General features: G+C 68.5%; 22 protein-coding genes and 1 pseudogene. 11 read left to right on the plus strand and 12 right to left on the minus strand.

The genetic code is table 11. The features are described 5' to 3' along the window. Positions 1-79 precede the first annotated feature (79 nt). The 3 genes from ABIC44_RS16790 to ABIC44_RS16800 all read left to right on the plus strand — a co-directional run bounded on the left by ABIC44_RS16790 (position 80) and on the right by ABIC44_RS16800 (position 2,266). Positions 80-541 (plus strand): GreA/GreB family elongation factor, encoded by a 462-nt coding sequence (locus ABIC44_RS16790; protein WP_354296641.1) that lies wholly within the window; start codon positions 80-82, stop codon positions 539-541. Between the two features lie 172 nt (positions 542-713). Further along, positions 714-1,901, plus strand: a complete 1,188-nt coding sequence (locus tag ABIC44_RS16795; protein WP_354296642.1) for a BaiN/RdsA family NAD(P)/FAD-dependent oxidoreductase — start codon at positions 714-716, stop codon at positions 1,899-1,901. 68 nt (positions 1,902-1,969) lie between these two features. Further along, a complete protein-coding gene (locus ABIC44_RS16800; protein ID WP_354296643.1) occupies positions 1,970-2,266 on the plus strand; it encodes a hypothetical protein in 297 nt (98 codons plus the stop codon). 304 nt (positions 2,267-2,570) lie between these two features. On the opposite strand, the gene ABIC44_RS16805 is transcribed toward ABIC44_RS16800, so the two are convergent. Next, entirely contained in the window at positions 2,571-3,872 is a 1,302-nt protein-coding gene (locus ABIC44_RS16805) for a tetratricopeptide repeat protein (RefSeq protein WP_354296658.1), read from the minus strand. Between the two features lie 188 nt (positions 3,873-4,060). Here ABIC44_RS16805 and ABIC44_RS16810 point away from each other — a divergent pair, with 188 nt between their 5' ends. Continuing rightward, on the plus strand, positions 4,061-5,167 hold the full coding sequence (locus tag ABIC44_RS16810) for an SPOR domain-containing protein (protein WP_354296644.1): 1,107 nt from the start codon (positions 4,061-4,063) through the stop codon (positions 5,165-5,167). Positions 5,168-5,215: 48 nt separating this feature from the next. Here ABIC44_RS16810 and serB read toward each other — a convergent pair whose 3' ends face one another. Continuing rightward, a complete protein-coding gene (serB, locus tag ABIC44_RS16815; protein WP_354296645.1) occupies positions 5,216-6,094 on the minus strand; it encodes a phosphoserine phosphatase SerB in 879 nt (292 codons plus the stop codon). Between serB and miaA the strand changes: the two genes are divergently transcribed. The 5 genes from miaA (at position 6,093) to ABIC44_RS16840 (ending at position 11,517) form a co-directional block, all read left to right on the plus strand. Continuing rightward, complete coding sequence (gene miaA / locus ABIC44_RS16820; RefSeq protein WP_354296646.1) at positions 6,093-7,025, plus strand: tRNA (adenosine(37)-N6)-dimethylallyltransferase MiaA; 933 nt, start codon at positions 6,093-6,095, stop codon at positions 7,023-7,025. The genes serB and miaA overlap by 2 nt on opposite strands. Before the next feature lie 85 nt (positions 7,026-7,110). Further along, positions 7,111-8,856: an acetolactate synthase 3 large subunit gene (locus ABIC44_RS16825; RefSeq protein ID WP_354296647.1), complete on the plus strand. Its 1,746-nt coding sequence runs from the start codon at positions 7,111-7,113 to the stop codon at positions 8,854-8,856. Between the two features lie 92 nt (positions 8,857-8,948). Next, entirely contained in the window at positions 8,949-9,464 is a 516-nt protein-coding gene (ilvN, locus tag ABIC44_RS16830; RefSeq protein ID WP_307100162.1) for an acetolactate synthase small subunit, read from the plus strand. Between the two features lie 126 nt (positions 9,465-9,590). Next, positions 9,591-10,610 (plus strand): ketol-acid reductoisomerase, encoded by a 1,020-nt coding sequence (ilvC, locus tag ABIC44_RS16835; RefSeq protein WP_307100165.1) that lies wholly within the window; start codon positions 9,591-9,593, stop codon positions 10,608-10,610. Between the two features lie 292 nt (positions 10,611-10,902). Further along, complete coding sequence (locus tag ABIC44_RS16840) at positions 10,903-11,517, plus strand: YceI family protein (protein WP_354296648.1); 615 nt, start codon at positions 10,903-10,905, stop codon at positions 11,515-11,517. Between the two features lie 50 nt (positions 11,518-11,567). On the opposite strand, the gene ABIC44_RS16845 is transcribed toward ABIC44_RS16840, so the two are convergent. Further along, a complete protein-coding gene (locus tag ABIC44_RS16845; RefSeq protein ID WP_354296649.1) occupies positions 11,568-11,969 on the minus strand; it encodes a BLUF domain-containing protein in 402 nt (133 codons plus the stop codon). Positions 11,970-12,272: 303 nt separating this feature from the next. Here ABIC44_RS16845 and leuA point away from each other — a divergent pair, with 303 nt between their 5' ends. Both leuA and ABIC44_RS16855 read left to right on the plus strand, forming a co-directional pair. Next, positions 12,273-13,931 (plus strand): 2-isopropylmalate synthase, encoded by a 1,659-nt coding sequence (gene leuA / locus ABIC44_RS16850; RefSeq protein WP_354296650.1) that lies wholly within the window; start codon positions 12,273-12,275, stop codon positions 13,929-13,931. Positions 13,932-14,015: 84 nt separating this feature from the next. Next, positions 14,016-14,798, plus strand: a complete 783-nt coding sequence (locus ABIC44_RS16855; RefSeq protein WP_309701479.1) for an energy transducer TonB — start codon at positions 14,016-14,018, stop codon at positions 14,796-14,798. Between the two features lie 3 nt (positions 14,799-14,801). Here ABIC44_RS16855 and ABIC44_RS16860 read toward each other — a convergent pair whose 3' ends face one another. The 9 genes and pseudogenes from ABIC44_RS16860 to ABIC44_RS16900 form a co-directional block, all read right to left on the minus strand. Then, a complete protein-coding gene (locus ABIC44_RS16860; protein ID WP_354296651.1) occupies positions 14,802-16,262 on the minus strand; it encodes a porin in 1,461 nt (486 codons plus the stop codon). A gap of 142 nt (positions 16,263-16,404) precedes the next feature. Then, positions 16,405-16,758, minus strand: coding sequence for a dihydroneopterin aldolase (locus ABIC44_RS16865; RefSeq protein ID WP_354296652.1), 354 nt, complete (start codon positions 16,756-16,758; stop codon positions 16,405-16,407). Further along, positions 16,755-17,501, minus strand: a complete 747-nt coding sequence (locus tag ABIC44_RS16870; RefSeq protein WP_354296653.1) for an SDR family oxidoreductase — start codon at positions 17,499-17,501, stop codon at positions 16,755-16,757. The genes ABIC44_RS16865 and ABIC44_RS16870 overlap by 4 nt, the downstream gene beginning before the upstream one ends. Next, a complete protein-coding gene (folE, locus tag ABIC44_RS16875; protein WP_307100183.1) occupies positions 17,498-18,124 on the minus strand; it encodes a GTP cyclohydrolase I FolE in 627 nt (208 codons plus the stop codon). Before folE ends, ABIC44_RS16870 begins: the two co-directional genes overlap by 4 nt. Before the next feature lie 190 nt (positions 18,125-18,314). After that, positions 18,315-19,157 (minus strand): S-formylglutathione hydrolase, encoded by an 843-nt coding sequence (gene fghA, locus ABIC44_RS16880; protein WP_354296654.1) that lies wholly within the window; start codon positions 19,155-19,157, stop codon positions 18,315-18,317. Further along, a complete protein-coding gene (purU, locus tag ABIC44_RS16885) occupies positions 19,154-20,017 on the minus strand; it encodes a formyltetrahydrofolate deformylase (protein ID WP_354296655.1) in 864 nt (287 codons plus the stop codon). Before purU ends, fghA begins: the two co-directional genes overlap by 4 nt. Beyond that, complete coding sequence (locus ABIC44_RS16890) at positions 20,014-20,403, minus strand: VOC family protein (RefSeq protein ID WP_354296656.1); 390 nt, start codon at positions 20,401-20,403, stop codon at positions 20,014-20,016. Before ABIC44_RS16890 ends, purU begins: the two co-directional genes overlap by 4 nt. Positions 20,404-20,425: 22 nt before the next feature. Continuing rightward, the gene (locus ABIC44_RS16895) at positions 20,426-20,812 is read right to left on the minus strand and encodes a VOC family protein (RefSeq protein ID WP_354296657.1); all 387 of its coding nucleotides are present in this window, start codon (positions 20,810-20,812) and stop codon (positions 20,426-20,428) included. Next, a pseudogene (locus tag ABIC44_RS16900) lies at positions 20,812-20,924 on the minus strand (zinc-binding dehydrogenase); the annotation flags it as partial. The pseudogene ABIC44_RS16900 and the gene ABIC44_RS16895, both read right to left, overlap by 1 nt.

Below are 20,924 nucleotides of genomic sequence, written 5' to 3' on the forward strand. Positions count from 1 at the left end.
CCGGAAAACTCAACCGGGCTTGCGGCGAACCGATCGCCCCGCCATGGAGCCGCGCCATGACCCGATGCGTTGATCCCCGATGAGTGTCGCCTTTCGCCGCGAATCCGATGAGGAGCATCTCGAACCCAAGTTCGAGTTGCCGATCCCGCCCGGCCCCAATCTGGTCACGCCGCGCGGGGCCGAGCTGACCCGTGCCAAGGTGACGGAGGTCGAGGCCGCGCTCGCCGCCGCGTCGGGCGAGGATGAGCGGACCCGGCTCCAGCGCGAGTTGCGCTACTGGAACACCCGCGCCGCGACCCTGGAACTGGCCCCCGCCCCGGCGGAGGACGAGATCGGGATCGGCAGCGTGGTGACGATCCGCCTCAACGGACAGAAGAAGACGCTGACCATCGTCGGCCATGACGAAGCCGACCCCGCCCATGATCGCATCGCCTATGCCGCGCCGCTGGCCCGCGCGCTGATGGGCGCCATGGAAGGGGAAACCGTCGCGTTCGGGGGCAAGGCCGATGCGGTGGAAATTCTGAACGTGGCAAGCGCCTGAATCTCCCCTCCCGCAGGCGGGAGGGGCCGGAGTAGCGATTCTCCCCTCCCGCAGGCGGGAGGGGCCGGGGGAGGGCCTGGAGTCTCACAGAGACCATCGCCTGCGGGAGAGGAGCGCCAAGACGAGGCCGTGTCCCCTATCCCGCCCCGCCAAATCCCCCTAAAGCTCCGCCATGCAACATCATGACGTGATCATCCTGGGCGCGGGCGCGGCGGGCCTGATGGCGGCGGCGACCGCCGGGCAGCGGGGGCGGCGGGTGCTGGTCCTCGACCATGCCGACGCTCCGGGCAAGAAGATCCTGATCTCCGGCGGCGGGCGGTGCAACTTCACCAATATCGGCACCGTGCCCGACCGTTTCCTGTCGGCGAACCCGCATTTCGCCAAATCGGCGCTCGGCCGCTACACCCCGGCCGATTTCCTGGAACTGGTCGAGGCGCATGGCATCGCCTGGCATGAAAAGACGCTGGGCCAGCTCTTCTGCGACGGGTCGGCGCGGCAAATCGTCGCGATGCTGCTGGACGAAGCCGACCGGGCGGCGCGGTCGGGCGGCATGGTCGACATCGCTTTGGGCCAGCCGGTCGAAGCGGTCGCGCATGACGGCACGCAATTCCGGGTGACGCGGGGCGGCCGGATATACACCGCCCCCCGCCTGATCGTCGCAACCGGCGGGCCCAGCATCCCCAAGATGGGTGCGACCGGCTATGCCTATGATCTGGCGCGCCAGTTCGGGATGAAGGTGGTCGAACCGCGCCCCGCGCTCGTGCCGTTGACGCTGGGCGGCGACGAGACGCTGTTCCGCTCGCTCTCGGGCGTCGCGGCGGAGGTCGTCGCACGGTCGGGCAAGACCCGGTTCCGCGAGGCCGCGCTGTTCACCCATCGCGGGCTGTCGGGTCCGGCGATCCTGCAAATCTCCTCCTATTGGCGGCATGGCGAGGCGATCGGGATCGACTTCCTGCCCGATTGCGCGGGCGACTGGCTGCTGGCCGCCAAGCGCGCCGCCCCGCGCACCTCGCCCCGTCGCCTGTTGGGCCAGCATCTGCCAGACCGGCTGGCTGAGACGCTGGCCGAGCGCCTCGCGCTGCCGGGCGAGCTGGGCGCGGCGACCGACAAGGCGCTGTCCGCCGCCGCCGCCCGGCTGGCCGACTGGCCGTTCCACCCCAATGGCAGCGAGGGCTATGCCAAGGCCGAGGTGACGGTCGGCGGCGTGTCAACCGCCGGGCTGTCCTCGCGCACCATGGAGGCAAAGGCGGTGCCGGGGCTGTATTTCGTCGGCGAGGCGGTCGACGTCACCGGCTGGCTGGGCGGCTATAACTTCCAATGGGCCTGGGCGAGCGGGCGCGCCGCCGGCGAAGCCGTCTGATCCGCGTCCGGTCCGCCGACTGGCGCGTCGCGCGCGGGCGGTCTATCCTGCCGGGCGAAAGGATGCTTATGCCCCTGCTTGATCTGTCCCGCGCGCGCGCCATCCGCCACTGGCGGGTCCCGCTCTGGTCGATGCTGGCCCTTATCGTCCTCGCCCCCGCCGTCGCGATGCGCTTCACCAGCGAGGTGAAATGGGACGCGGCCGACTTCCTGATGGCGGCGGTCCTGATGGGGACGATCGGCATCGCGTGCGAAGTGGCGGCACGCCTGCCCGCGCAAGCCCCCATCCGGGCCTTGATCGTCCTCGGCTCGACCCTGTTGGTCCTCACGATCTGGGCGGATGCCGCCGTCGGCCTGTTGGACTAGGTCCGATCGCCATTCAGCGATGCCTTTTCTTCCCTCGCCCCTCGCAGAGGGGAGAGGGTTGCGCAGACTTGGTCTTTGCGAGAGCAAAGGCTTAGTCGGAGCTGGGTGAGGGGTGGGCGCTCGTGAAGCGAGCGCGCGAGCCTACAGGCTCGCTTGACCCCTCACCCAAGCTGCGCTAGCCAGCAGGCTGGCAAGCTTCGCTAACCCTCTCCCCTGTCCAGGGGAGAGGGAAGAAGAAGCAATCCTGAATGTCGGTTCCACCAGAAGGTGCGGTCCAGCCGGGCGTGCAGGGCGCTGACCGGCCTTATAGCGAGGCCAGGCCGATCCCCGGCCGTGCCCAATGCGCCATCCGGTCGTCGGCCTGGCGGCGCACGAAGCAGGCACCCCCGGTCCGGCGATAGCGCCCACACAGCGCATCCGCCTGCTCCCGGCTCAGTCCCCCGACCGACAGGCGGTGCAGCTCGCCCCCCGGATGCCGGATCGTGCCGCTCTGCGGCGCATAGTCGGAAAGCCCGGCAAATTGCCGGGTCAGCAGCCCCCAGGCGCGCTGCACCCCGTCCTCGCGGCCAAAGGCGCCGATCTGGACGTTCCACTCGCCCTTGGGTGCGGCGACGCGGCGTTCCTCGGCCCGGCGGAGCAGCGCGGGCGTGGTGACGAGCGCCGCCGCCATGCGGGTCGCGCGCTTGTACGGCGTCGGCTCTGCATCGATAATGGCGGCCTGTTCGACCATCGGGCCGGGCGGCGGCAGGACGTCTTCTCCCTTGGCGGCCATCGCGACCGGCGCGTCGGCGTCGGCCGGGCGGGGCAAAGCCTGGACCATGTCCTGCACCACCGCCGCCGAGGGTGCGGCGTTGAGCGCCAGCGCCAGCGGCTGGCCGCTATCCACCGCCGGGCGGATGCCGAGCAGCGCGGACACCTGATCCGCCGGACTGGTCGTGGCGACGGAATCGGCCCATTCGCGCATCCGTGCCTCGACATCCGCGGGCGCCATATCGGCCGAGGCGGCCATGCGCGCCATGTCCCATTGCCCCGCCAAGGCCAGAGCCAGTGCCAGATTCTGCCGGGTCTTGACCGACGCGCCGGGTTCGCGCGCGGCGGCGGTCAGGATGCGGATGCCGTCGCCGGGCGATCCGGCCAGCGCCACGGCCAGCCCCAGATCGGTGGCGGGGATCATCGCCGCATGGCGCTCCAGCATGGCGCGCGCGCCCGCGCCATTGCCCCCGGCGATCATCGCCAGCGACAGGTTGAGCGCGGCGCGCCCGTCCTTCGGGTCCAGTTGCAATGCGTCGGTAAAGGCCTGTCGCGCGGAGGCGAAGCGCCCCGCCTGGAGATAGCTCTGCCCCAGCAGCGCGCGATAGCCCGCCTGATGCGGGTCGGCCGCGACCAGCCGTTCGGCCAGCGCCACCGCCCCCTCGCCGTCCCGCTGCGCCAGCACGCGGCGCGTCCGGTCGGCAAGCGCGGCGGTCGCCTGCGCCTCGCCGCCATGCCCGGGTCCTTCCGCCAGTCGCGCCGTGCGGCGATCCGCCGATGTGCAGCCGGTCAGGGTGCCGCCGATCATCAGCGCGCCGAGGCTGCAGGCCATGAGAGTGCGGATCGTGGTCATCATCGTCACCAGCCAAAAGCCATGGGGTCGCGGGCTCCGGGCACGCCGCCGCGCCCATGGCGTTATCCGTTTCCCCGATCGGGGCCGACGCTATCCGGTGACGCGCTAAGGAACGGTTAAGCCTTGAGGAACGCTTTACCCGCGCCCCGCCTCGGGGCATGACGGACGCGACAGCTATTGGGGGAAGAAGGATGATGCGCAGGTTCCCGGTCGTCGGTACGGCGCTGGCCACGCTTGCCACCTGCCTCCTCGCCGCGCCTGCGCTGGCCGATGTGAAGGCGGGCGTCGATGCCTGGGCGCAGGGCGATTATCGCAAGGCGGTGGAGGAATGGCGCGGCCCCGCCATCGCGGGCGACGCCGATGCGCAGTTCAACCTGGCCCAGGCCTATAAGCTGGGGCGCGGCGTACCGCAGGACCCCGCACTGGCCGAAAGCTGGTTCCGCAAGGCCGCCGCGCAGGGGCATGCCCAGGCCGCCGACAATTATGGCCTGGCGCTGTTCCAGTCGGGCAAGAAGGCCGAGGCGCTGCCCTGGCTCGAAAAGTCGGTCGCGCGGGGCGAGCCGCGCGCGCAGCTGGTGCTCGGCACGATGCTGTTCAACGGCGACGGGGTGACGCGCGACTATCCGCGCGCCTATGCGCTGATGACGCTGGCGTCGCAGGCGGGGCTGCAAGCCGCTTCGCAGACGCTGGCACAGATGGACCAGTATATCACCCCGCCCGACCGCCAGCACGGCGTCGAGCTGGCCCAGCAATATCGCGCCCGGCTGGCGGCCCTGCCCGCCCCCGAGGCCACCGGGCCGAAGCGGGTGACGGTAGGGAGCGAAGCGACGCCGGGCAAGGCCGCCGACGCTCCGCTCCGCACCGCCGGACAGGCGCGCCCGGCGGTACAGCCGGTGCCGGTCCCCCCGTCGCGATCCGCAGCTTCCGGTTACGGGGCCAGCTATCCGGCACCCGGCACCGCTCCGAGCCCGACGCCACCGGTCCGCGAGGCGGCCCCCGCCCCGGTCGACCGGCCCAAGCCCATGGCGTCGACGCGCACCGCCGCGCCGCATGCCGCCAAGCTGACGCCTCCCCGCGCGGCCGGGGGCGCATGGCGTATCCAGCTGGGCGCTTTCCGCGACCGGGGCAATGCCGAGGGACTATGGCAGCGGGTGCGCGGGCGACTGGCGGGCGCACAGCCGCATTATGTCAGCGCGGGCGGGGTCATCCGCTTGCAGGCGGGCGGCTATGCCGATCGCAATGCAGCCCAGGCCGCCTGCACCCGCTCGGGCCAGCCCTGCGTGGTGGTCGTCCCGTAAACGACGACCCTTCCTCCCCTATCCGGGGAAGGAAGGGCATCATGGTCCTCAACCGACCACCCATTCCGAACGCGGAATGCCCTGCGCATAGAGAAGCGCGGTCAGGTCGTTATGATCGACCCGCGCCGCCGCCGCGCCCGCGACGATCGGCTTGGCACGATAGGCGACGCCCAGCCCGGCGCGACGGATCATCGCCAAGTCGTTGGCCCCGTCGCCCACTGCCATGCTCTCCACCGCGCCAATGCCCAGTTCGTCGAGCGCGGCGAGCAGCGTCTTTTCCTTGGTGTCCGAGCCGACGATCGGCTTGCGCACCGTGCCGGTCAGCTTGCCGTTCGCGATCTCGAGGTAATTGGCGATGGCGCGGTCGAAACCGATCTCGGCCGCGACCGGCTCGGCAAAACGGGTGAAGCCGCCCGATACCAGGATCGCTTGGCCGCCGCGCGCCTTCATCGTGCGGACCAGCGCGCGGGCGCCCGCCATCAGCGTCACCCGCTCGGCCAGGCATTGTTCGATGACCCGCTCGTCCAGCCCTTCGAGCAGCGCGACCCGTGCGTCCAGCGCGGCGGCAAAGTCCAGTTCGCCGCGCATCGCCCGCTCGGTCACCTCGGCGACCTGCTCCTTGATCCCGGCATAATCGGCCAGTTCGTCGATGCACTCGACCGTAATCATGGTGGAGTCCATGTCGGCGACCAGCAGCCGCTTTTCGCGATGCGCGGCGGGCTGGATGATGACATCGGTCCGGTCAAACCGGCCATGTAGCACGCCCGCCGCAAAGTCGGGGTCCTCGGCGAAGCAAATGTCCGCCGCGCGGCCTTCGTCGATCCAGTTCCAGTCGGCGACCGCGCACAGCGGCGTCATCTGCGCCACCGCCTCCGAAATATCGCGCTCGGCGATCGATTCGGCTGCTATCAGCGTGGCGATGAACATGGCGAACTCCTCTGACCGTCCAAAGGTCGCGCTCATCGCAGGGCCGACCGCGAGCGGCAAGTCCGCATTGGCGCTCGATCTGGCGAAGGCGACCGGCGGCACCATCATCAATGCCGATTCGGCGCAGGTGTACCGCGACCTCTCCATCCTGACCGCCCGCCCCGCCCCCGAAGAGGTGGCGCAGGCGCCGCACCGGCTGTTCGGCCATGTCGACGGCGCGGACACCGGCTATTCGGCGGCACGCTGGGCGGCGGAGGCGCGCGCGGCGATCGCGGACAGCGTGGCGGCGGGGTCGCTGCCGATCCTGGTCGGCGGCACCGGCCTTTATATGCGCACGCTGCTCGACGGCATCGCGCCGGTGCCGGAGATCGACCCCGCCATCCGCGCCGAGGTGCGCGCGCTGCCCGTCGCCGAGGCCCATGCCGCCCTTTCGCGCGAGGACCCGACCGCCGCCGCCCGGCTCAATGCGGCAGACACCACCCGCGTCGCCCGCGCGCTGGAGGTGGTGCGCGCGACCGGGCGTCCGCTGCACGCCTGGCAGGCACATAAGGAAGGCGGGATCGGCGATCGCATCGCACTGTCCGCCGTCATCCTGCTGCCCGACCGCGATTGGCTGAACGCCCGCATCGACCGACGCTTCGCGGAAATGCTGGACGAGGGGCTGGACGAGGCCGCCGCGCTGCTCGCCCGTCCCGACCTGCCCGCCGACGCCCCGATCCGGCGCGCGATCGGCGTGCCGGAGGCTGCCGCGCTCCTCGAAGGCCGCATGACCCGCGCCGAGGCGGAGGCGGCCGGGGCGCTGGCGACAAGGCGTTATGCAAAAAGGCAATTCACCTGGTTCCGCCACCAGCCGGGGCCCGACTGGACCGTGATTCCGGACCCTGACGCCGATGTGCGTCGCAACATAATAGAAACTTTATTGCGCCGCTGACGGTTGACGCGCACTTTTTAAACTTGTAGCCGCGCCTTTCCCGACAAGCCCCGTCAGTGGGCACGGACGCAGAAGGACGAAGACGATGACCGAGAAAAGCGGAGCCGATATCCTGGTCGAGGCGCTGTGCGATCTCGGCGTGGAGGTCGTCTTCGGCTATCCGGGTGGTGCGGTGCTGCCGATCTATGACGCCATGTTCCGATCGAAGCGCATCCGCCACATTCTGGTCCGCCACGAACAGGCGGCGACGCACGCGGCGGAGGGCTATGCCCGCTCGACCGGCAAGCCCGGCGTGGTGCTCGTCACCTCGGGCCCCGGCGCGACCAATGCGGTCACCGGCATCACCGACGCGCTGCTCGATTCGATCCCGATGGTTGTCATCACCGGCCAGGTGCCGACCGCGCTGATCGGCACCGACGCGTTCCAGGAAGCCGACACGGTCGGCATCACGCGCCACTGCTCCAAGCACAATTATCTGGTGAAGGACCCCGCGCGTCTGGGCGAGGTGGTGCACGAGGCGTTCCACATCGCGACCTCGGGCCGCCCCGGCCCGGTCGTGATCGACATCCCCAAGGACGTGCAGGTCGCCACCGCCCGCTATCAGAAGCCGGGTCCGATCCGTCACAAGACCTATCGCCCGCAGGTGAAGGCCGACCAAGCCCAAGTCGAGCAGCTGGTCGACATGCTGGCGGCGGCCGAGCGTCCGATCCTCTATACCGGCGGCGGCATCATCAATTCGGGTCCGGCCGCGTCGCAGCTGCTGCGCGAACTGGCCCGCATCACCGGCGCGCCCGTCACCTCGACCCTGATGGGTCTGGGCGCCTTCCCGGCCAGCGACCCGCAATGGCTGGGCATGCTGGGCATGCACGGCACTTACGAAGCCAATATGGCGATGAACCAGGCCGATCTGGTGGTAGCACTTGGCAGCCGGTTCGACGACCGCGTGACCGGCCGTCTGGACGCGTTCAGCCCGAACAGCCGCAAGGTCCATGTCGATATCGACCGGTCGAGCGTGAACAAGAATGTCCGCGTCGACCTGGCCATCATCGCCGATGTCGGCCACGCGCTGGAGGATGCGGTGCGCATCTGGAAGTCGCGCCAGCATCCCAAGCCCGACACCACCGAGTGGCAGCGCCGCATCGCGGGTTGGCGTGCGGTCGGCTGTCTCTCCTTCCCGGAGACCGGCGACGCGATCATGCCGCAGCGGGCGATCCGCGCGCTGTACGAAGCGACCCAGGCCCGCCAGCCGATCATCACCACCGAGGTCGGCCAGCACCAGATGTGGGCCGCGCAGCATTTCGGCTTCGAAAAGCCCAATAAGTGGCTGACGAGCGGAGGGCTAGGCACCATGGGTTACGGCCTGCCCGCCGCGATCGGTGCGCAGCTCGGCAATCCGGGGGCGCTCGTCATCGACATCGCCGGTGAAGCCTCGATCCAGATGAACATCCAGGAGCTGGCGACGGCGACCCAGTATCGCCTGCCGGTCAAGATCTTCATCCTGAACAACGAATATATGGGCATGGTCCGCCAGTGGCAGGAACTGACCTATGAAAGCCGCTATGCCGAAAGCTATTCGGACTCGCTGCCCGACTTCGTGAAGCTGGGCGAGGCCTATGGCTGGAAGGGCATCCTCATCGAGCATCGCGACCAGCTGGAGGACGGCATCGCCGCGATGCTGGACCATGACGGGCCGGTGATCGTCGACTGCCGCGTCGCCAAGCTCGCCAACTGCTTCCCGATGATCCCGAGCGGCGCGGCCCATACCGACATGATCCTGCAGGCCAATGAGGTATCGGGCACCATGGACGACGAGGCCAAGGCGCTGGTCTGACCGGACCGTCGCCCCGGCCAGGGCTGGGGCCTCAACGAAGCATGGGTTTGACATAACAGGGAGATTCCGGCCTTTGCCGGGATGACGGCCGAATGCACATCAAGACCGAGAAGGTGGAACGCCACACGCTGGCGGTGATCGTTGACAACGAACCGGGCATCCTGGCGCGGATCGCCGGGCTGTTCACCGCGCGCGGCTATAATATCGAAAGCCTGACCGTGTCGGAGATCACCGCCGACAAGGCCGTCAGCCGCATCACCATCGTCACCAGCGCCTCGCCGTCGGTGATGGAGCAGATCATCGCCCAGCTCGACCGGCTGGTTCCGGTCCACAAGGTCACCGATCTGTCGGTGCTGGGAGACCATGTCGAGCGCGAACTGGCGCTGGTGAAGGTGGCGGGCACCGGCGAACGCCGGATCGAGGCGCTGCGCCTGGCCGAAGTCTATCGCGCCCGCGTGGTCGATGCGACGATCGGCAGCTTCGTATTCGAGGTGACCGGCACCATCGCCAAGATCGACAAGTTCGTCGAGCTGATGGGCGAAGTCGGCCTGGTCGAGGTCGCCCGCACCGGCATCGCCGCCATTTCGCGGGGCAAGGACGCGGCCTAAAATATCATCACAACCACTATCGTCACCCCAGCGAAGGCTGGGGTCTCCTGGCCGGGCACTGGCCCTGACCGCAAGAGATGCCAGCCTGCGCTGGCATGACGGACCTCATCGAAAGGGAAGAAACCAATGCGTGTGTATTACGATCGCGACGCCGATCTGAACCTGATCTCCGAAAAGAACATCGCCATTCTGGGCTACGGCTCGCAGGGCCATGCCCATGCGCAGAACCTGCGCGATTCGGGCGTCAAGAATGTCGCGATCGCGCTGCGCCCCGGTTCGGCCTCGGCCGCCAAGGCGGAAGCGGCGGGCTTCAAGGTCCTGTCGAACCAGGAAGCGGCCGCCTGGGCCGACATCCTGATGATCCTGGCCCCCGACGAGCATCAGGCCGCGATCTATGACGCCGATATCAAGGGCAAGATGAAGCCCGGCGCCGCGCTCGCCTTCGCGCACGGCCTGAACGTGCATTTCGGCCTGATCGAGCCGCCCGCGGACATCGACGTCATCATGATCGCGCCCAAGGGCCCCGGCCACACGGTGCGCAGCGAATATGTGCGCGGCGGCGGCGTGCCCTGCCTGATCGCGATCCATCAGGACGCCAGCGGCAACGCGCATGACGTGGCGCTCGCTTACGCCTCGGGCGTCGGCGGCGGTCGCTCGGGCATCATCGAGACCAACTTCCGCGAAGAGTGCGAAACCGATCTGTTCGGCGAGCAGGCCGTGCTGTGCGGCGGCGCGACCGCGCTGGTCCAGGCGGGCTTCGAGACGCTGGTCGAGGCGGGCTACGCCCCCGAAATGGCCTATTTCGAGTGCCTTCACGAGCTGAAGCTGATCGTCGATCTGATGTATGAGGGCGGCATCGCCAACATGCGCTACTCGATCTCGAACACCGCCGAGTATGGCGACATCAAGACCGGCCCGCGTATCATCACCGAAGAGACGAAGAAGGAAATGAAGCGCGTCCTGGCCGACATCCAGTCGGGCCGCTTCGTGAAGGACTTCGTCCTCGACAACCGCGCCGGCCAGCCCGAACTGAAGGCCAGCCGCATCGCCGCCAAGCGCCACCAGATCGAACAGGTCGGCAGCGAACTGCGCGCGATGATGCCGTGGATCGGCGCGAACAAGCTGGTGGACAAGGCGAAGAACTGATTTTTCGCCGGGGGGTGGGCTCGGTGAGACACCTTTGCCCTCCCCCATCCCCTCCCGCCTGCGGGAGGGGTGTGCCAAGCGGAAGCCGCAAGCGCTTCGGCTAGCCCGCAGTTTGCGACAAAAGCAAAACGACTGCCCCAAGCCTCTCCCCTCCCGCAAGCGGGAGGGGATGGGGGAGGGAAAGGGGCCTCGCAGAGCCCCACCCCGGAAACGCATCGTTGCGACCTTGGCCTTTGACGTGCGTTAACCGCACGGCCCACAAAGGCCGCCGTTCAACAGGGAGTACCCACCCATGCGTTTCGTCCTTCCCGCCGCCATGGCGCTCGTCCTCGCCGCCCCGGCCATCGCCCAGACCGCTCCGGCGGGCACGCCCGGCGCGCCGGTCGCCTCGCGCGTCGTCGCGGGCACCTATGCCGTCGACCCCGCGCATACCCAGGTCACCTGGTCGCTCAACCATATGGGCTTTTCGATGCTCGAGGGGCAGTTCGGCGCGTCCGAAGGCACGCTGACCCTCGACCCGGCCAAGCCGCAGGCTGCCAAGGTCGACGTGACCTTCAAGATCGACAATCTGTCGGTCACCGCCGCCCCCTTCGCCAATCACCTGAAGTCGAAGGACTTCTTCGACGCCGCCACCTATCCGACCGCGCGCTTCGTCTCGACGGGCGTGAAGGTCATGGGCACCAAGGCGGTCATCACCGGCAACCTGACCATCAAGGACCAGACCAAGCCGGTCACGCTGAACGCGACCTTCTTCGGTGCGGGCACCAATCCGATGTCCAAGAAGCTGAACATCGGCTTCCGCGCGACCGGCAAGATCAAGCGTTCGGACTTCGGCGTCGGCGCCTATGTGCCGGTCGTGGGTGACGATGTGGACCTGGTGATCAACGCGGCCTTCACCGCGCAGTAAGCCATTGCCGTCCGGTTCCGGCCGCCCGAGACCGGGCGGTCGGGGCCGGATCAGAACAGACGCTTCAACCCCGCGAAACTCTCGAACGTGGCCCGGATCTCGGGCGACGCCGTCGCCGCCATGCCGGCGATGCGCGCGACCAGCCTGGCCTTGTCCTCGCCCTTGGTCGCATAGCCCATCGCCCAGTCGCCGAACTCGCGAGCATCCACCGTCCGGTCGGACAGGATCACCAGGGCATGGTGACGCGGATCCGCCGCGATGTGGCGATAGACCCGCTCCACCGCCTCCGCCTCGCCCTCCAGCGCCTGGAGGAAACGCCGACCGTCATAATAGAGCAGCCCCGTCACCCCCGCCCGCGCATTGTTGCGGCGCGACGCCTGCAGGATCGCCTCGGGATCGATCGCCGCCGCCGGGCCCTTCACGCTGCTGATATAGACGAGCTGGCGCAACATCGCGGTCCCCCCTCTTCCCGGCCCCTCTTCCCGGCGGCGCCGGTATTCCGGCCGTCGATGCCGCGCCCGGCTTTAACAAAGCGTTCACGCGGTGCGGCGGGATATGGACAAGCCCGCCGCGAAGCGGCATGAACCGCTTCATCATGATCGCCGTGCTGCCGCTTCGTTCGCTTCGACTTATCCGCCCTTAGGGGAGGATCGGCGTGGCCATGCGCGACTTCCCTAAGGGCTGAATGAACCGATAAGCCTGTCCCCGCCGTGCCTCCTGGCCAGACGCGGCCGAGAATGCTGGAAGACCCGATCATGTTGCGCGACCCTTCGACCAAATACCGCCCCTTCCCGACCATCGCCCTGCCCGACCGGCAATGGCCGAACCGCACCATCACGCGCGCGCCGCGCTGGCTGTCGACGGACTTGCGCGACGGCAACCAGGCGCTGATCGACCCGATGGACGCCGAGAAGAAGACGCGGATGTTCGACCTGCTGGTCAAGGTCGGGCTGAAGGAGATCGAGGTCGGTTTCCCCAGCGCGGGCGCGACCGAGTTCGACTTCATCTCGGGCCTGATCAAGAACGATCGCATCCCCGACGACGTGACGATCCAGGTGCTGACCCAGTCGCGCCGCGACCTGATCGAACGCAGCTTCGAAAGCCTGGAGGGCGCGCGCACCGCGATCGTCCACCTGTACAACGCGGTCAGCCCGGCCTGGCGCAAGATCGTGTTCGGCATGACCCGCGACGAGGTGCGCCAGATCGCGGTCGAGGGCGCCAAGATCCTGCGCGATGAGGCGGCCAAGCGCCCGGACACCGACTGGTTCTTCGAATACAGCCCCGAAACCTTCTCGACCGCCGAACTGGATTTCTCGGTCGAGGTCTGCGCCGCCGTCATGGACGTGCTGAAGCCGACGCCCGAGCATCCGCTGATCCTGAACCTGCCCGCCACCGTCGAGTGCGCGACGCCCAATGTCTATGCCGACCAGATCGAATGGTTCGGGCGCAACATCCCCAACCGCGATTCGGTGGTCATCTCGCTCCACACCCATAACGACCGCGGCACCGGCGTCGCCGCCGCCGAGCTGGGCGTGATGGCGGGGGCGGACCGGGTCGAGGGCTGCCTGCTGGGCAATGGCGAGCGGACCGGCAATTGCGACCTCGTGACCGTCGCGCTCAACATGTACACGCAAGGGGTCGATCCGGAGCTGAACCTGTCGGACATCGACGAGGTGGTGAACACGGTGCAATATTGCACCAACCTGCCCGTCCATCCGCGCACCCCCTATGCGGGCGATCTGGTCTTCACCGCCTTTTCGGGCAGCCATCAGGACGCGATCAAGAAGGGCTTTTCCGCGCAGGCCGCGCGCAACGACGATCTGTGGGAAGTCCCCTACCTCCCCATCGACCCCGCCGATCTGGGCCGCTCTTACGAAGCGGTCATCCGCGTCAATTCGCAATCGGGCAAGGGCGGCGTCGCCTGGGTGATCGAGCAGGACAAGGGGCTGAAGCTGCCCAAGCGGCTCCAGGCCGATTTCAGCCGCCATGTCCAGGCGATGGCCGATGCGACCAGCCGCGAACTCAACGCCGCCGACATCTGGGGCGGGTTCGAGGCGACCTATCTGCCGCGCGGCGACGACCGCTTCGTCCTGCGCGACTATGAGGAGAGCGGCTCGGCCGGGCAGCGCATCTTCGTCGGTCGCGTCCAGGTGGATGGCGAGGAGAAGTCGATCTCGGGGCGCGGCAACGGCCTGATCTCCAGCGTGATCGCGGCGCTGGCCGACACCACCGGCCCCGCGCTGGAGGTGGTCGACTATAACGAGCATGCGATCGGCCACGGCGCCGATGCGCAGGCCGCCGCCTATGTCGAGGCGCGGACCGCCGATGGCCGGACCGTCTTCGGCGTCGGGCTGGACACCGACATCGCCACCGCCAGCGTCCGCGCGGTGCTGTCCGCCGCCAACCGGGCCTGACGCCCATGGTCCCCGCCCCGCTCTTCCCCATGACGTTCGTGGAGAGCGGGGCGGTCTCGGCTCTTACGGCGTAAGGCCCCCGACATGGCGGTGCTGACCCGGCTGCCCGAGCGATATCGCGAAACCCTGCGCGAGCGGGGCGCCTCGATCACGCTGACGGTGCTGGCGCATTTGCTGCTCGCCTGGCTGCTGTTCCACCTGGCGCCCAGGCTGATCGCGCCCGAGCCATCCTCCTCGCTCAGCACCTTCTCGGTCACCCCGTCGGACCGGGAGGCGGGTGCGCCGGTGCCCGAGACGCGCATCGCCACGCGCAAGCCCGCAGCGGCGGGCGGCTCCAAGGCCCCCGTCACCCCCAAGCAACCCGACACCCCCAATCCGCCGACCGAGAAGCCCGCCGACACCTCCGCGCCGACGCCGTGGCAATGGGGTGACAAGTCGCTGTTCGCGGCGGGCGATATTTCCGCCATGCCCAAGGGGGCGGGCAATGGCGTGGGATCGAGCAACGGCGACGATCGCGGCCAGGACAGCGCATCGGCCTATGGCCCCGGCGAGGGACCGGGCGGCCAGCGGCTCTACAATGCCGAATGGTATCCCCATCGCCCGAGCAATGCCGAGCTGAACGGCTATCTGCACAGCGCGCCGCCGCCGAACAGCTGGGCGTTGATCGCGTGCCGGACGATCCCCGACTATCGCGTCGAGAATTGCCAGATCCTGGGCGAATCGCCGCGCGGACTGGGCCTGGCCCGCGCGATGCGCGAGGCGGCGTGGCAGTTCCGCGTCCGCGCGCCGCGCATCGGCGGCAAGGTGATGGTCGGCGAATGGGTCCGCATCCGCATCGACTTCAACAGTTCCGGCGGCGGGGACTGATCCTCAATAGGTGAATTGCAGCTGGGTGCGGATCAGGTCGCCGGTCGCGCGGCCGGTGCGACGGGCATCGGCCTCTCGCCGCTCCATCCGCGCATAGGCCAGCGTCAGCTCCAGCGCCTCGACCAGCTGGATCTCGGCGCCCAGCTCCCACTCGTCGGTTTCCAGGCGCGGCGCATCGACATTGGCCTTCCACCCGCCGCGATAATGTTGCCACCGGGCATAGGGGATCATGCGGCCGACCGGGGTCTTGCCCGCGTCCATCATCAGCTGGACATAGCCGCCGCCCAGCGGGCTGCTCCGCACCGCGCGAAGCCCCAGGTCATATTGCGGGCCATGACCGGTCATCCATTCGGTCTGGATGCCGAAGGGTTGCGGATAGAGGATGGCATGGACGCCGACCCGGTCGTCGCGATAGCTGATCGGGCTGATCCCGCCGCTGCGCAATTCGGGGCGATAGCGGTTCAACATCGCCGATCCGCCGACCTCCAGCACCTGCCCCCGGAACAACGGCCCCAGCCCGTCGAGCGCGAAGGGCCAGGTCGCCATCGCGACCTTCATCAGCCGGTCGTTGCGCTCCGGCCGGTTGGTGCCCTGGCCGTTATAGACCGCCAGCCCGAACGCGCCGTAATTGCCGAACAGCTTCTGCTTCTTCTTCGACAGCCGGTCCCAGATCGCCTGCACCGCATCGGGGGTGTAATAGGCGTTGATGCCGACATCGCGCTCGCCGGGCACGCCGCTGTTGATCGCATCCGACCGGTCCAGCGTCAGCCGGTTGGACGAGGATTGCAGATTTTCCCAGCCGAACGGCACTTTCGACTGGCCGAAGCGCAGCCGCAGCCGCCGTTCGGGGTCGAGGAACCAGTCGACATAGACATCGCGGAGCTGCCCGAAATTCTCGCGCCGCTCGGTGCTCGACTGGTTGTTCACCGCCGTACCGAAGTCATGCTGGAAATAGAGCTGCAACCGCTCGGTAATGTCGCCTTGCAGGACCAGCCGGACGCGGCGCAGGAGGAACCCGCCATCCTCGTTGATCGAACCGTCATGCACCGAACGCAGCCGCGATCCGGTGTCGGACGGCGCATCCTGCTCGTCGAGAATGCCGTTATAGCGCAACTGGGTATAGCCGCGCAGGCGCAACCGCTCATACCAGGGCGCGCGCGTCGATGGCGGTTTGGCGATCGCGATGCGCGGAGCCGGGGCGCTGGCCGCCGGTGCCGACGCGGCGGGCGGCACGGCGGCGATTTGCGGCGCGGGGGGCGGCGATGGCTGGGGGGACGGCGCGGCCGATACCGGGACGGCCGCCGTCCCTCCCTGTTGCGCGGCGGTCAGCGCCTTGATCTGCGCCTTCAGCTCGTCGATCTGGCGCTGCAGCTCCTGCACCGTCTGCGCGGCGGCGGGCACCGGACAGGCCGCCAGCATCATCGCGACGGCGACCCGGTACCGGGCCCGATGGGGTTTCGACATGCTCACCGTGCTGATTCCGCCCTGTTCGCCGCGATGCCTGCGGCACCCGCTGATGCGGCGGCGGCTTAGGCCAGCGACGGCCGGTTCCGCAACAGATTGATGACAGTTCGGTGATAAATCCGTGACACGCGAACCCCGGCGATCAGCGCGTCCGCTCGATCTCGCATCCCACCCGCGCATCGGGATAGATGCCGGTCTTCATCGACCGTACCCGGACCTTCACCACCCGCCGGTCGGCAAGGCACAGCGCCACCACCGCCTCGCACAGGCTTTCCTGAAGCGCGAAGCCCGGCCCCCCTGCCATCGCCAGGATCGACTCGCGCAGGAAATCATAGTCCAGCACCTCCTCGATCCGGTCGGCGCTGGGGGCGGCGGGATAGGTGACGGTCATCGCGACCGACAGGGTGACCGGCTGGGGCTCGGCCTCGTGCGGATGGATGCCCAGGCGCATCGCGACCCGCAGATCGTCGAGCAGGATCGTATAGGTCACGCTCATCCCCGCCCCTCGAACATCACGTCGCCGTCGCGGCGGCAGAAGCGCTGGCCGCAATCGACATAGAGTGTCTGGCCCGCAATCCCCCTGGCGGTCAGCAGGAAGGACACCGCCTCCGCCACCGCCGCCGCGCCGATCGGGCGACCGAGCAGGTTCTTGCGGGCCGCCGCCGCGAATTCCGCATCCGACTGGTCGCCGCTTTGCAGCGTGAGCCCCGGCGCGACCGCATTGACCGCGATGCGGGGGGCGAGCGCCTGCGCCAGCATCGTGTTCGCCCCCGCCAGCGCGAACTTGGCGCAGCTATAGGCGAAGAAATCGGGGTTCGGATTGGCGAGCTTCTGGTCGAGGAGATCGACCACCGCGCCGTCCGCCACATCGTCCTGCCGCGCCAGGGCCGAGGCCAGCAAGGCCGGGGCGGCGGCGTTGATCGCATAAAGCCTGGCCATCAGCGCGGCATCCACCCCCGGCGGACGGTCGAAGACGAAGGCCGACGCCGAATTGACCAGCCCGTCGATCGGCCCGCCCGCCGCCATGCGGGCACGGGCGAACAGCGCGTCGATCCCGTCCAGCTCGGCGAGGTCGCCCTGCACGACGGGCGCGTCCAGCTCCGCCGCCAGCGCCTTCGCCGCGTCCGCCGAGCCGTTATAATGCACCACCACCCGGTGTCCGTCCGCGACCAGCCGCCGCGCGATCGCCGCGCCCAGCCGCTTGGCCGCGCCGGTCACCAGGACGGTGCGGGTCGTCATCCGCCCAGGCCCATCAGCGACAGCACTTCCTTGCGGCTGCGGTCGTCGTCGCGGAACACGCCCATCATCCGGCTGGTCACCATCGACACGCCCGGCGTGCGAACCCCGCGCGCGGTCATGCAGGCATGGGTCGCCTCGATCACCACCGCGACGCCCAGCGGCTTCAGGTTCTGCCAGATGCAATCGGCGACCTCGGCGGTCAGCCGCTCCTGCACCTGCAACCGGCGCGCGAAGCCGTGCAGCACGCGGGCGAGCTTCGAGATGCCGACGACATGGTTGCGCGGCAGATAGGCGATATGCGCGCGGCCGATGATCGGCGCCATGTGATGCTCGCAATGCGACTGGAAGGGAATGTCCTTCAGCAGCACGATCTCGTCATAGCCGCCGACCTCCTCGAATACGCGCGACAGGTGGACGGCCGGGTCATCGCCATAGCCCGCGCAATATTCGCGCCATGCCCGCGCCACGCGCTTCGGCGTATCGACCAGCCCCTCCCGCGCAGGGTCGTCGCCGGCCCAGGCGATCAGCGTGCGGATGGCCTGCGCCACATGATCGGGCACAACGACCTTGCCGTCCTCTCCGATCAGGTCGCCATCCTCCGGGTCGCCATGCGCGCAGCTCATATCATGTCCTTCACGTCAAAGCCGGTGCGATAGCGGATCGATTGTCGGGGTGCAAAACTCCGTCCCCCCCATAACCCATGGCCCCGCATTCCGTTCAGCCGGAGCGACGTCGAAGGCCAAGGGAATCCACCCAGGTTCAGGCGATACAGCATGGCCTTCGACGATGCTCAGGCCAAACGGCGCTCCGGATTTACCCGCGCAACCGCTGCGCCGCCCAGGCGACATGGTCGCCCATGAAGGTGGAGATGAAGTTGTAGCTATGGTCGTAACCCGGCTGCATCCGCAGGGTCAGCGCGATTCCCGCCTTCTCGCACGCGTCCGCCAGCAATTCGGGGCGAAGCTGCTCCGCCAGAAACTGGTCGGCATCGCCCTGATCGACCAGCAGGTCGGGCACCCGCGCGCCATCCTCGATCAGCGCGACCGCGTCGGCCTGTCGCCATGCGGCGCGGTCCGGTCCCAGATAGCCGCCGAGCGCCTTCTCGCCCCATGGCACCTGGCCCGGCGCGACGATCGGCGCGAAGGCCGAGACGCTGCGGAAGCGATCGGGGTTGCGAAGGCCGATGGTCAGCGCGCCGTGGCCGCCCATCGAATGGCCGGTAATGGCTTGCGCGCCCATATCGGCGACGGGGAAATGCGCGGCGATCAGCGCGGGCAGCTCCTGTTCGATATAGCTCCGCATCCTGAAGTGCTTCGCCCAGGGCTCCTGCGTCGCATCGACATAAAAGCCCGCGCCCTGCCCCATGTCATAGGCGTCGTCATTCGCCACGCCTTCGCCGCGCGGCGAGGTGTCGGGGGCGATGAAGATCACCCGATGCTCCGCGCAAGGCCCCCGGAACTCGCCCTTGTCGGTGACATTGGCATGGGTGCAGGTCAGGCCCGACAGATACCAGAGGACGGGAAGTTTCTCGCCCGCCTCATGCTCCGGCACGAAGACCGAGAAGGTCATGCGCGTTCCGGTCACTTCGCTGTCATGGGCATAGACGCCCTGCACGCCGCCATGCGCCTTGGAGGTCGAAATCGTCTCGATCGTCATCGGAACACCACCGTCCGGTTGTCATTGAGGAAAACGCGCCGCTCGCCCACCCAGGCGACCGCGCGGGCCAGCACCTGCGCCTCGATATCGCGGCCGATGCGGATCAGGTCGTCGACGCTGGCGCGGTGGTCGACGCGTTCGACCGCCTGTTCGATGATCGGCCCTTCGTCGAGGTCCGCCGTCACGAAATGCGCGGTCGCGCCGATCAGCTTCACCCCGCGCGCATGGGCGCGGTGATAGGGCTGCGCGCCCTTGAAGCCGGGCAGGAAGCTGTGATGGATATTGATGCACCGCCCCGGCAGCGCGGCGACCAGCCGCTCGCCCAGCACCTGCATATAACGGGCGAGGACGAGGTAATCGGCGCGGCTTTCGTCCATCAGCGCGAGCATCGCCGCCTCCTGATCGGCGCGGTTGGCGTTGCCGACAGGCAGGTGATGCCAGGGCAGGCCATGCCACTCGACCAGCGGGCGAAGGCTGTCATGATTGGACACCACGCCGACGATCTCGACCGGCAGCGTGTTGGTCCGCCAGCGATGGAGCAGGTCGTTCAGGCAGTGCGAGCCCTTCGACACCGCGATCAGCATGCGGGGGCGTTCGCTGGCGGGCGCGACATGCCAGTCGAAGCCGAACCGCGCCGCCGGTTCGTTCAGCGCCGCCCTCACCCCCTCGACCGAGGCGGGAAAACGCGCCCCCTGGCCGGTGAAGACGATGCGTAGGAAGAAGCGCCCCGTCTCCAGATCGGCATATTGCTGGCTGTCGAGGATGAACCCGTCAATCCCCGCCAGCGCGCCCGACACGGCGGCGACGATGCCGACGCGGTCCTGGCACGCCAGCGTCAGGATATAGTCTGCGTCGCTCATGCGGCGGGCAGGCGACAGCCGAGACAGAGCTTGTTGCCATCCGGATCGCGCAGATAGCCCAGATAGGCCTTGCCCAGCCCGGTGTCCCGCTCGCCGAGCGGCCCCTCGATCGCGGTGCCGCCATGCGCGGTCCCGGCGGCATGTGCTGCGTCGACCTGTGCCGGATCGACCGCGCCCAGCCCGATCGTGCAGCCATTGGCATGGGTGGCGGGCTGGCCGTCGATCGGCCGGGTCACGATGAACACCGCACCATTGTGCAGATACAGGACACGCTCGGCATCTGGCGCCTGCCGACCCGGTTGGCCGCCCAGCGCCGTGAACAGCGCGTCATAGAAGGTCTTGGACCGCGCGATGTCGTTCGATCCGACCATGATATGGGTGTACATGTCCATTCCCCCCTTGGGACCGTCAGGCGGCGGGCACCAGATAGCGCGCGCACAGCTTGTTGCCGGTCGGATCGCGCAAATACGCCAGATAGATCTTGCCGACCGGCGGATAGCGATAGCCGGGCGGGTCCTCGATCGCGGTGCCGCCATGCGCCAGCCCGGCGGCATGCCAGGCGTCCGCCTGCTCGATCGACTTTGCCGCGAAGCCCAGCGTCCCGCCATTGGCATGGGTCGCAGGCTCGCCGTTCAGCGGCCGGGTGAGCAGGAAGCGCGAGCCCTCATGGCTGTAGACCAGCCGCCCCCAGGGATCGACCACCCCCTCGGGCGCGCCCAGCACGCCCAGGATCGCGTCGTAGAAGCGCTTGGCCTCGGCGATATCGTTTGCGCCCAGCACGACATGGCTGAACATCAGAAGATCACCACGCTGCGGATGCTTTCGCCCTTGTGCATCAGGTCGAAGCCCTTGTTGATCTCCTCCAGCGTCAGCCGGTGGGTGATCATCGGATCGATCTCGATCTTGC

The organism is Sphingomonas sp. 1185 (assembly GCF_040544655.1).
Taxonomy (GTDB): Bacteria; Pseudomonadota; Alphaproteobacteria; order Sphingomonadales; family Sphingomonadaceae; genus Sphingomonas.

Bases quoted from the DNA above. Each gene is read 5' to 3' on its own strand.
- serB (WP_354296645.1), bottom strand. From the start codon at position 6,094: ATGTTCATCGCCACGCTGATAGCAGCCGAATCGATCGCCGAGCGCGAT.
- ABIC44_RS16870 (WP_354296653.1), bottom strand. From the start codon at position 17,501: ATGACGACCCGCACCGTCCTGGTGACCGGCGCGGCCAAGCGGCTGGGC.
- ABIC44_RS16845 (WP_354296649.1), bottom strand. From the start codon at position 11,969: ATGTTGCGCCAGCTCGTCTATATCAGCAGCGTGAAGGGCCCGGCGGCG.
- ABIC44_RS16825 (WP_354296647.1), top strand. From the start codon at position 7,111: ATGACCGAGAAAAGCGGAGCCGATATCCTGGTCGAGGCGCTGTGCGAT.
- ilvC (WP_307100165.1), top strand. From the start codon at position 9,591: ATGCGTGTGTATTACGATCGCGACGCCGATCTGAACCTGATCTCCGAA.
- miaA (WP_354296646.1), top strand. From the start codon at position 6,093: ATGGCGAACTCCTCTGACCGTCCAAAGGTCGCGCTCATCGCAGGGCCG.
- purU (WP_354296655.1), bottom strand. From the start codon at position 20,017: ATGAGCGACGCAGACTATATCCTGACGCTGGCGTGCCAGGACCGCGTC.
- fghA (WP_354296654.1), bottom strand. From the start codon at position 19,157: ATGACGATCGAGACGATTTCGACCTCCAAGGCGCATGGCGGCGTGCAG.
- leuA (WP_354296650.1), top strand. From the start codon at position 12,273: ATGTTGCGCGACCCTTCGACCAAATACCGCCCCTTCCCGACCATCGCC.
- ABIC44_RS16865 (WP_354296652.1), bottom strand. From the start codon at position 16,758: ATGAGCGTGACCTATACGATCCTGCTCGACGATCTGCGGGTCGCGATG.
- folE (WP_307100183.1), bottom strand. From the start codon at position 18,124: ATGAGCTGCGCGCATGGCGACCCGGAGGATGGCGACCTGATCGGAGAG.
- ABIC44_RS16795 (WP_354296642.1), top strand. From the start codon at position 714: ATGCAACATCATGACGTGATCATCCTGGGCGCGGGCGCGGCGGGCCTG.
- ABIC44_RS16855 (WP_309701479.1), top strand. From the start codon at position 14,016: ATGGCGGTGCTGACCCGGCTGCCCGAGCGATATCGCGAAACCCTGCGC.
- ABIC44_RS16860 (WP_354296651.1), bottom strand. From the start codon at position 16,262: ATGTCGAAACCCCATCGGGCCCGGTACCGGGTCGCCGTCGCGATGATG.
- ABIC44_RS16805 (WP_354296658.1), bottom strand. From the start codon at position 3,872: ATGATGACCACGATCCGCACTCTCATGGCCTGCAGCCTCGGCGCGCTG.
- ABIC44_RS16895 (WP_354296657.1), bottom strand. From the start codon at position 20,812: ATGTTCAGCCATGTCGTGCTGGGCGCAAACGATATCGCCGAGGCCAAG.
- ABIC44_RS16790 (WP_354296641.1), top strand. From the start codon at position 80: ATGAGTGTCGCCTTTCGCCGCGAATCCGATGAGGAGCATCTCGAACCC.
- ABIC44_RS16810 (WP_354296644.1), top strand. From the start codon at position 4,061: ATGATGCGCAGGTTCCCGGTCGTCGGTACGGCGCTGGCCACGCTTGCC.
- ABIC44_RS16800 (WP_354296643.1), top strand. From the start codon at position 1,970: ATGCCCCTGCTTGATCTGTCCCGCGCGCGCGCCATCCGCCACTGGCGG.
- ilvN (WP_307100162.1), top strand. From the start codon at position 8,949: ATGCACATCAAGACCGAGAAGGTGGAACGCCACACGCTGGCGGTGATC.
- ABIC44_RS16890 (WP_354296656.1), bottom strand. From the start codon at position 20,403: ATGTACACCCATATCATGGTCGGATCGAACGACATCGCGCGGTCCAAG.
- ABIC44_RS16840 (WP_354296648.1), top strand. From the start codon at position 10,903: ATGCGTTTCGTCCTTCCCGCCGCCATGGCGCTCGTCCTCGCCGCCCCG.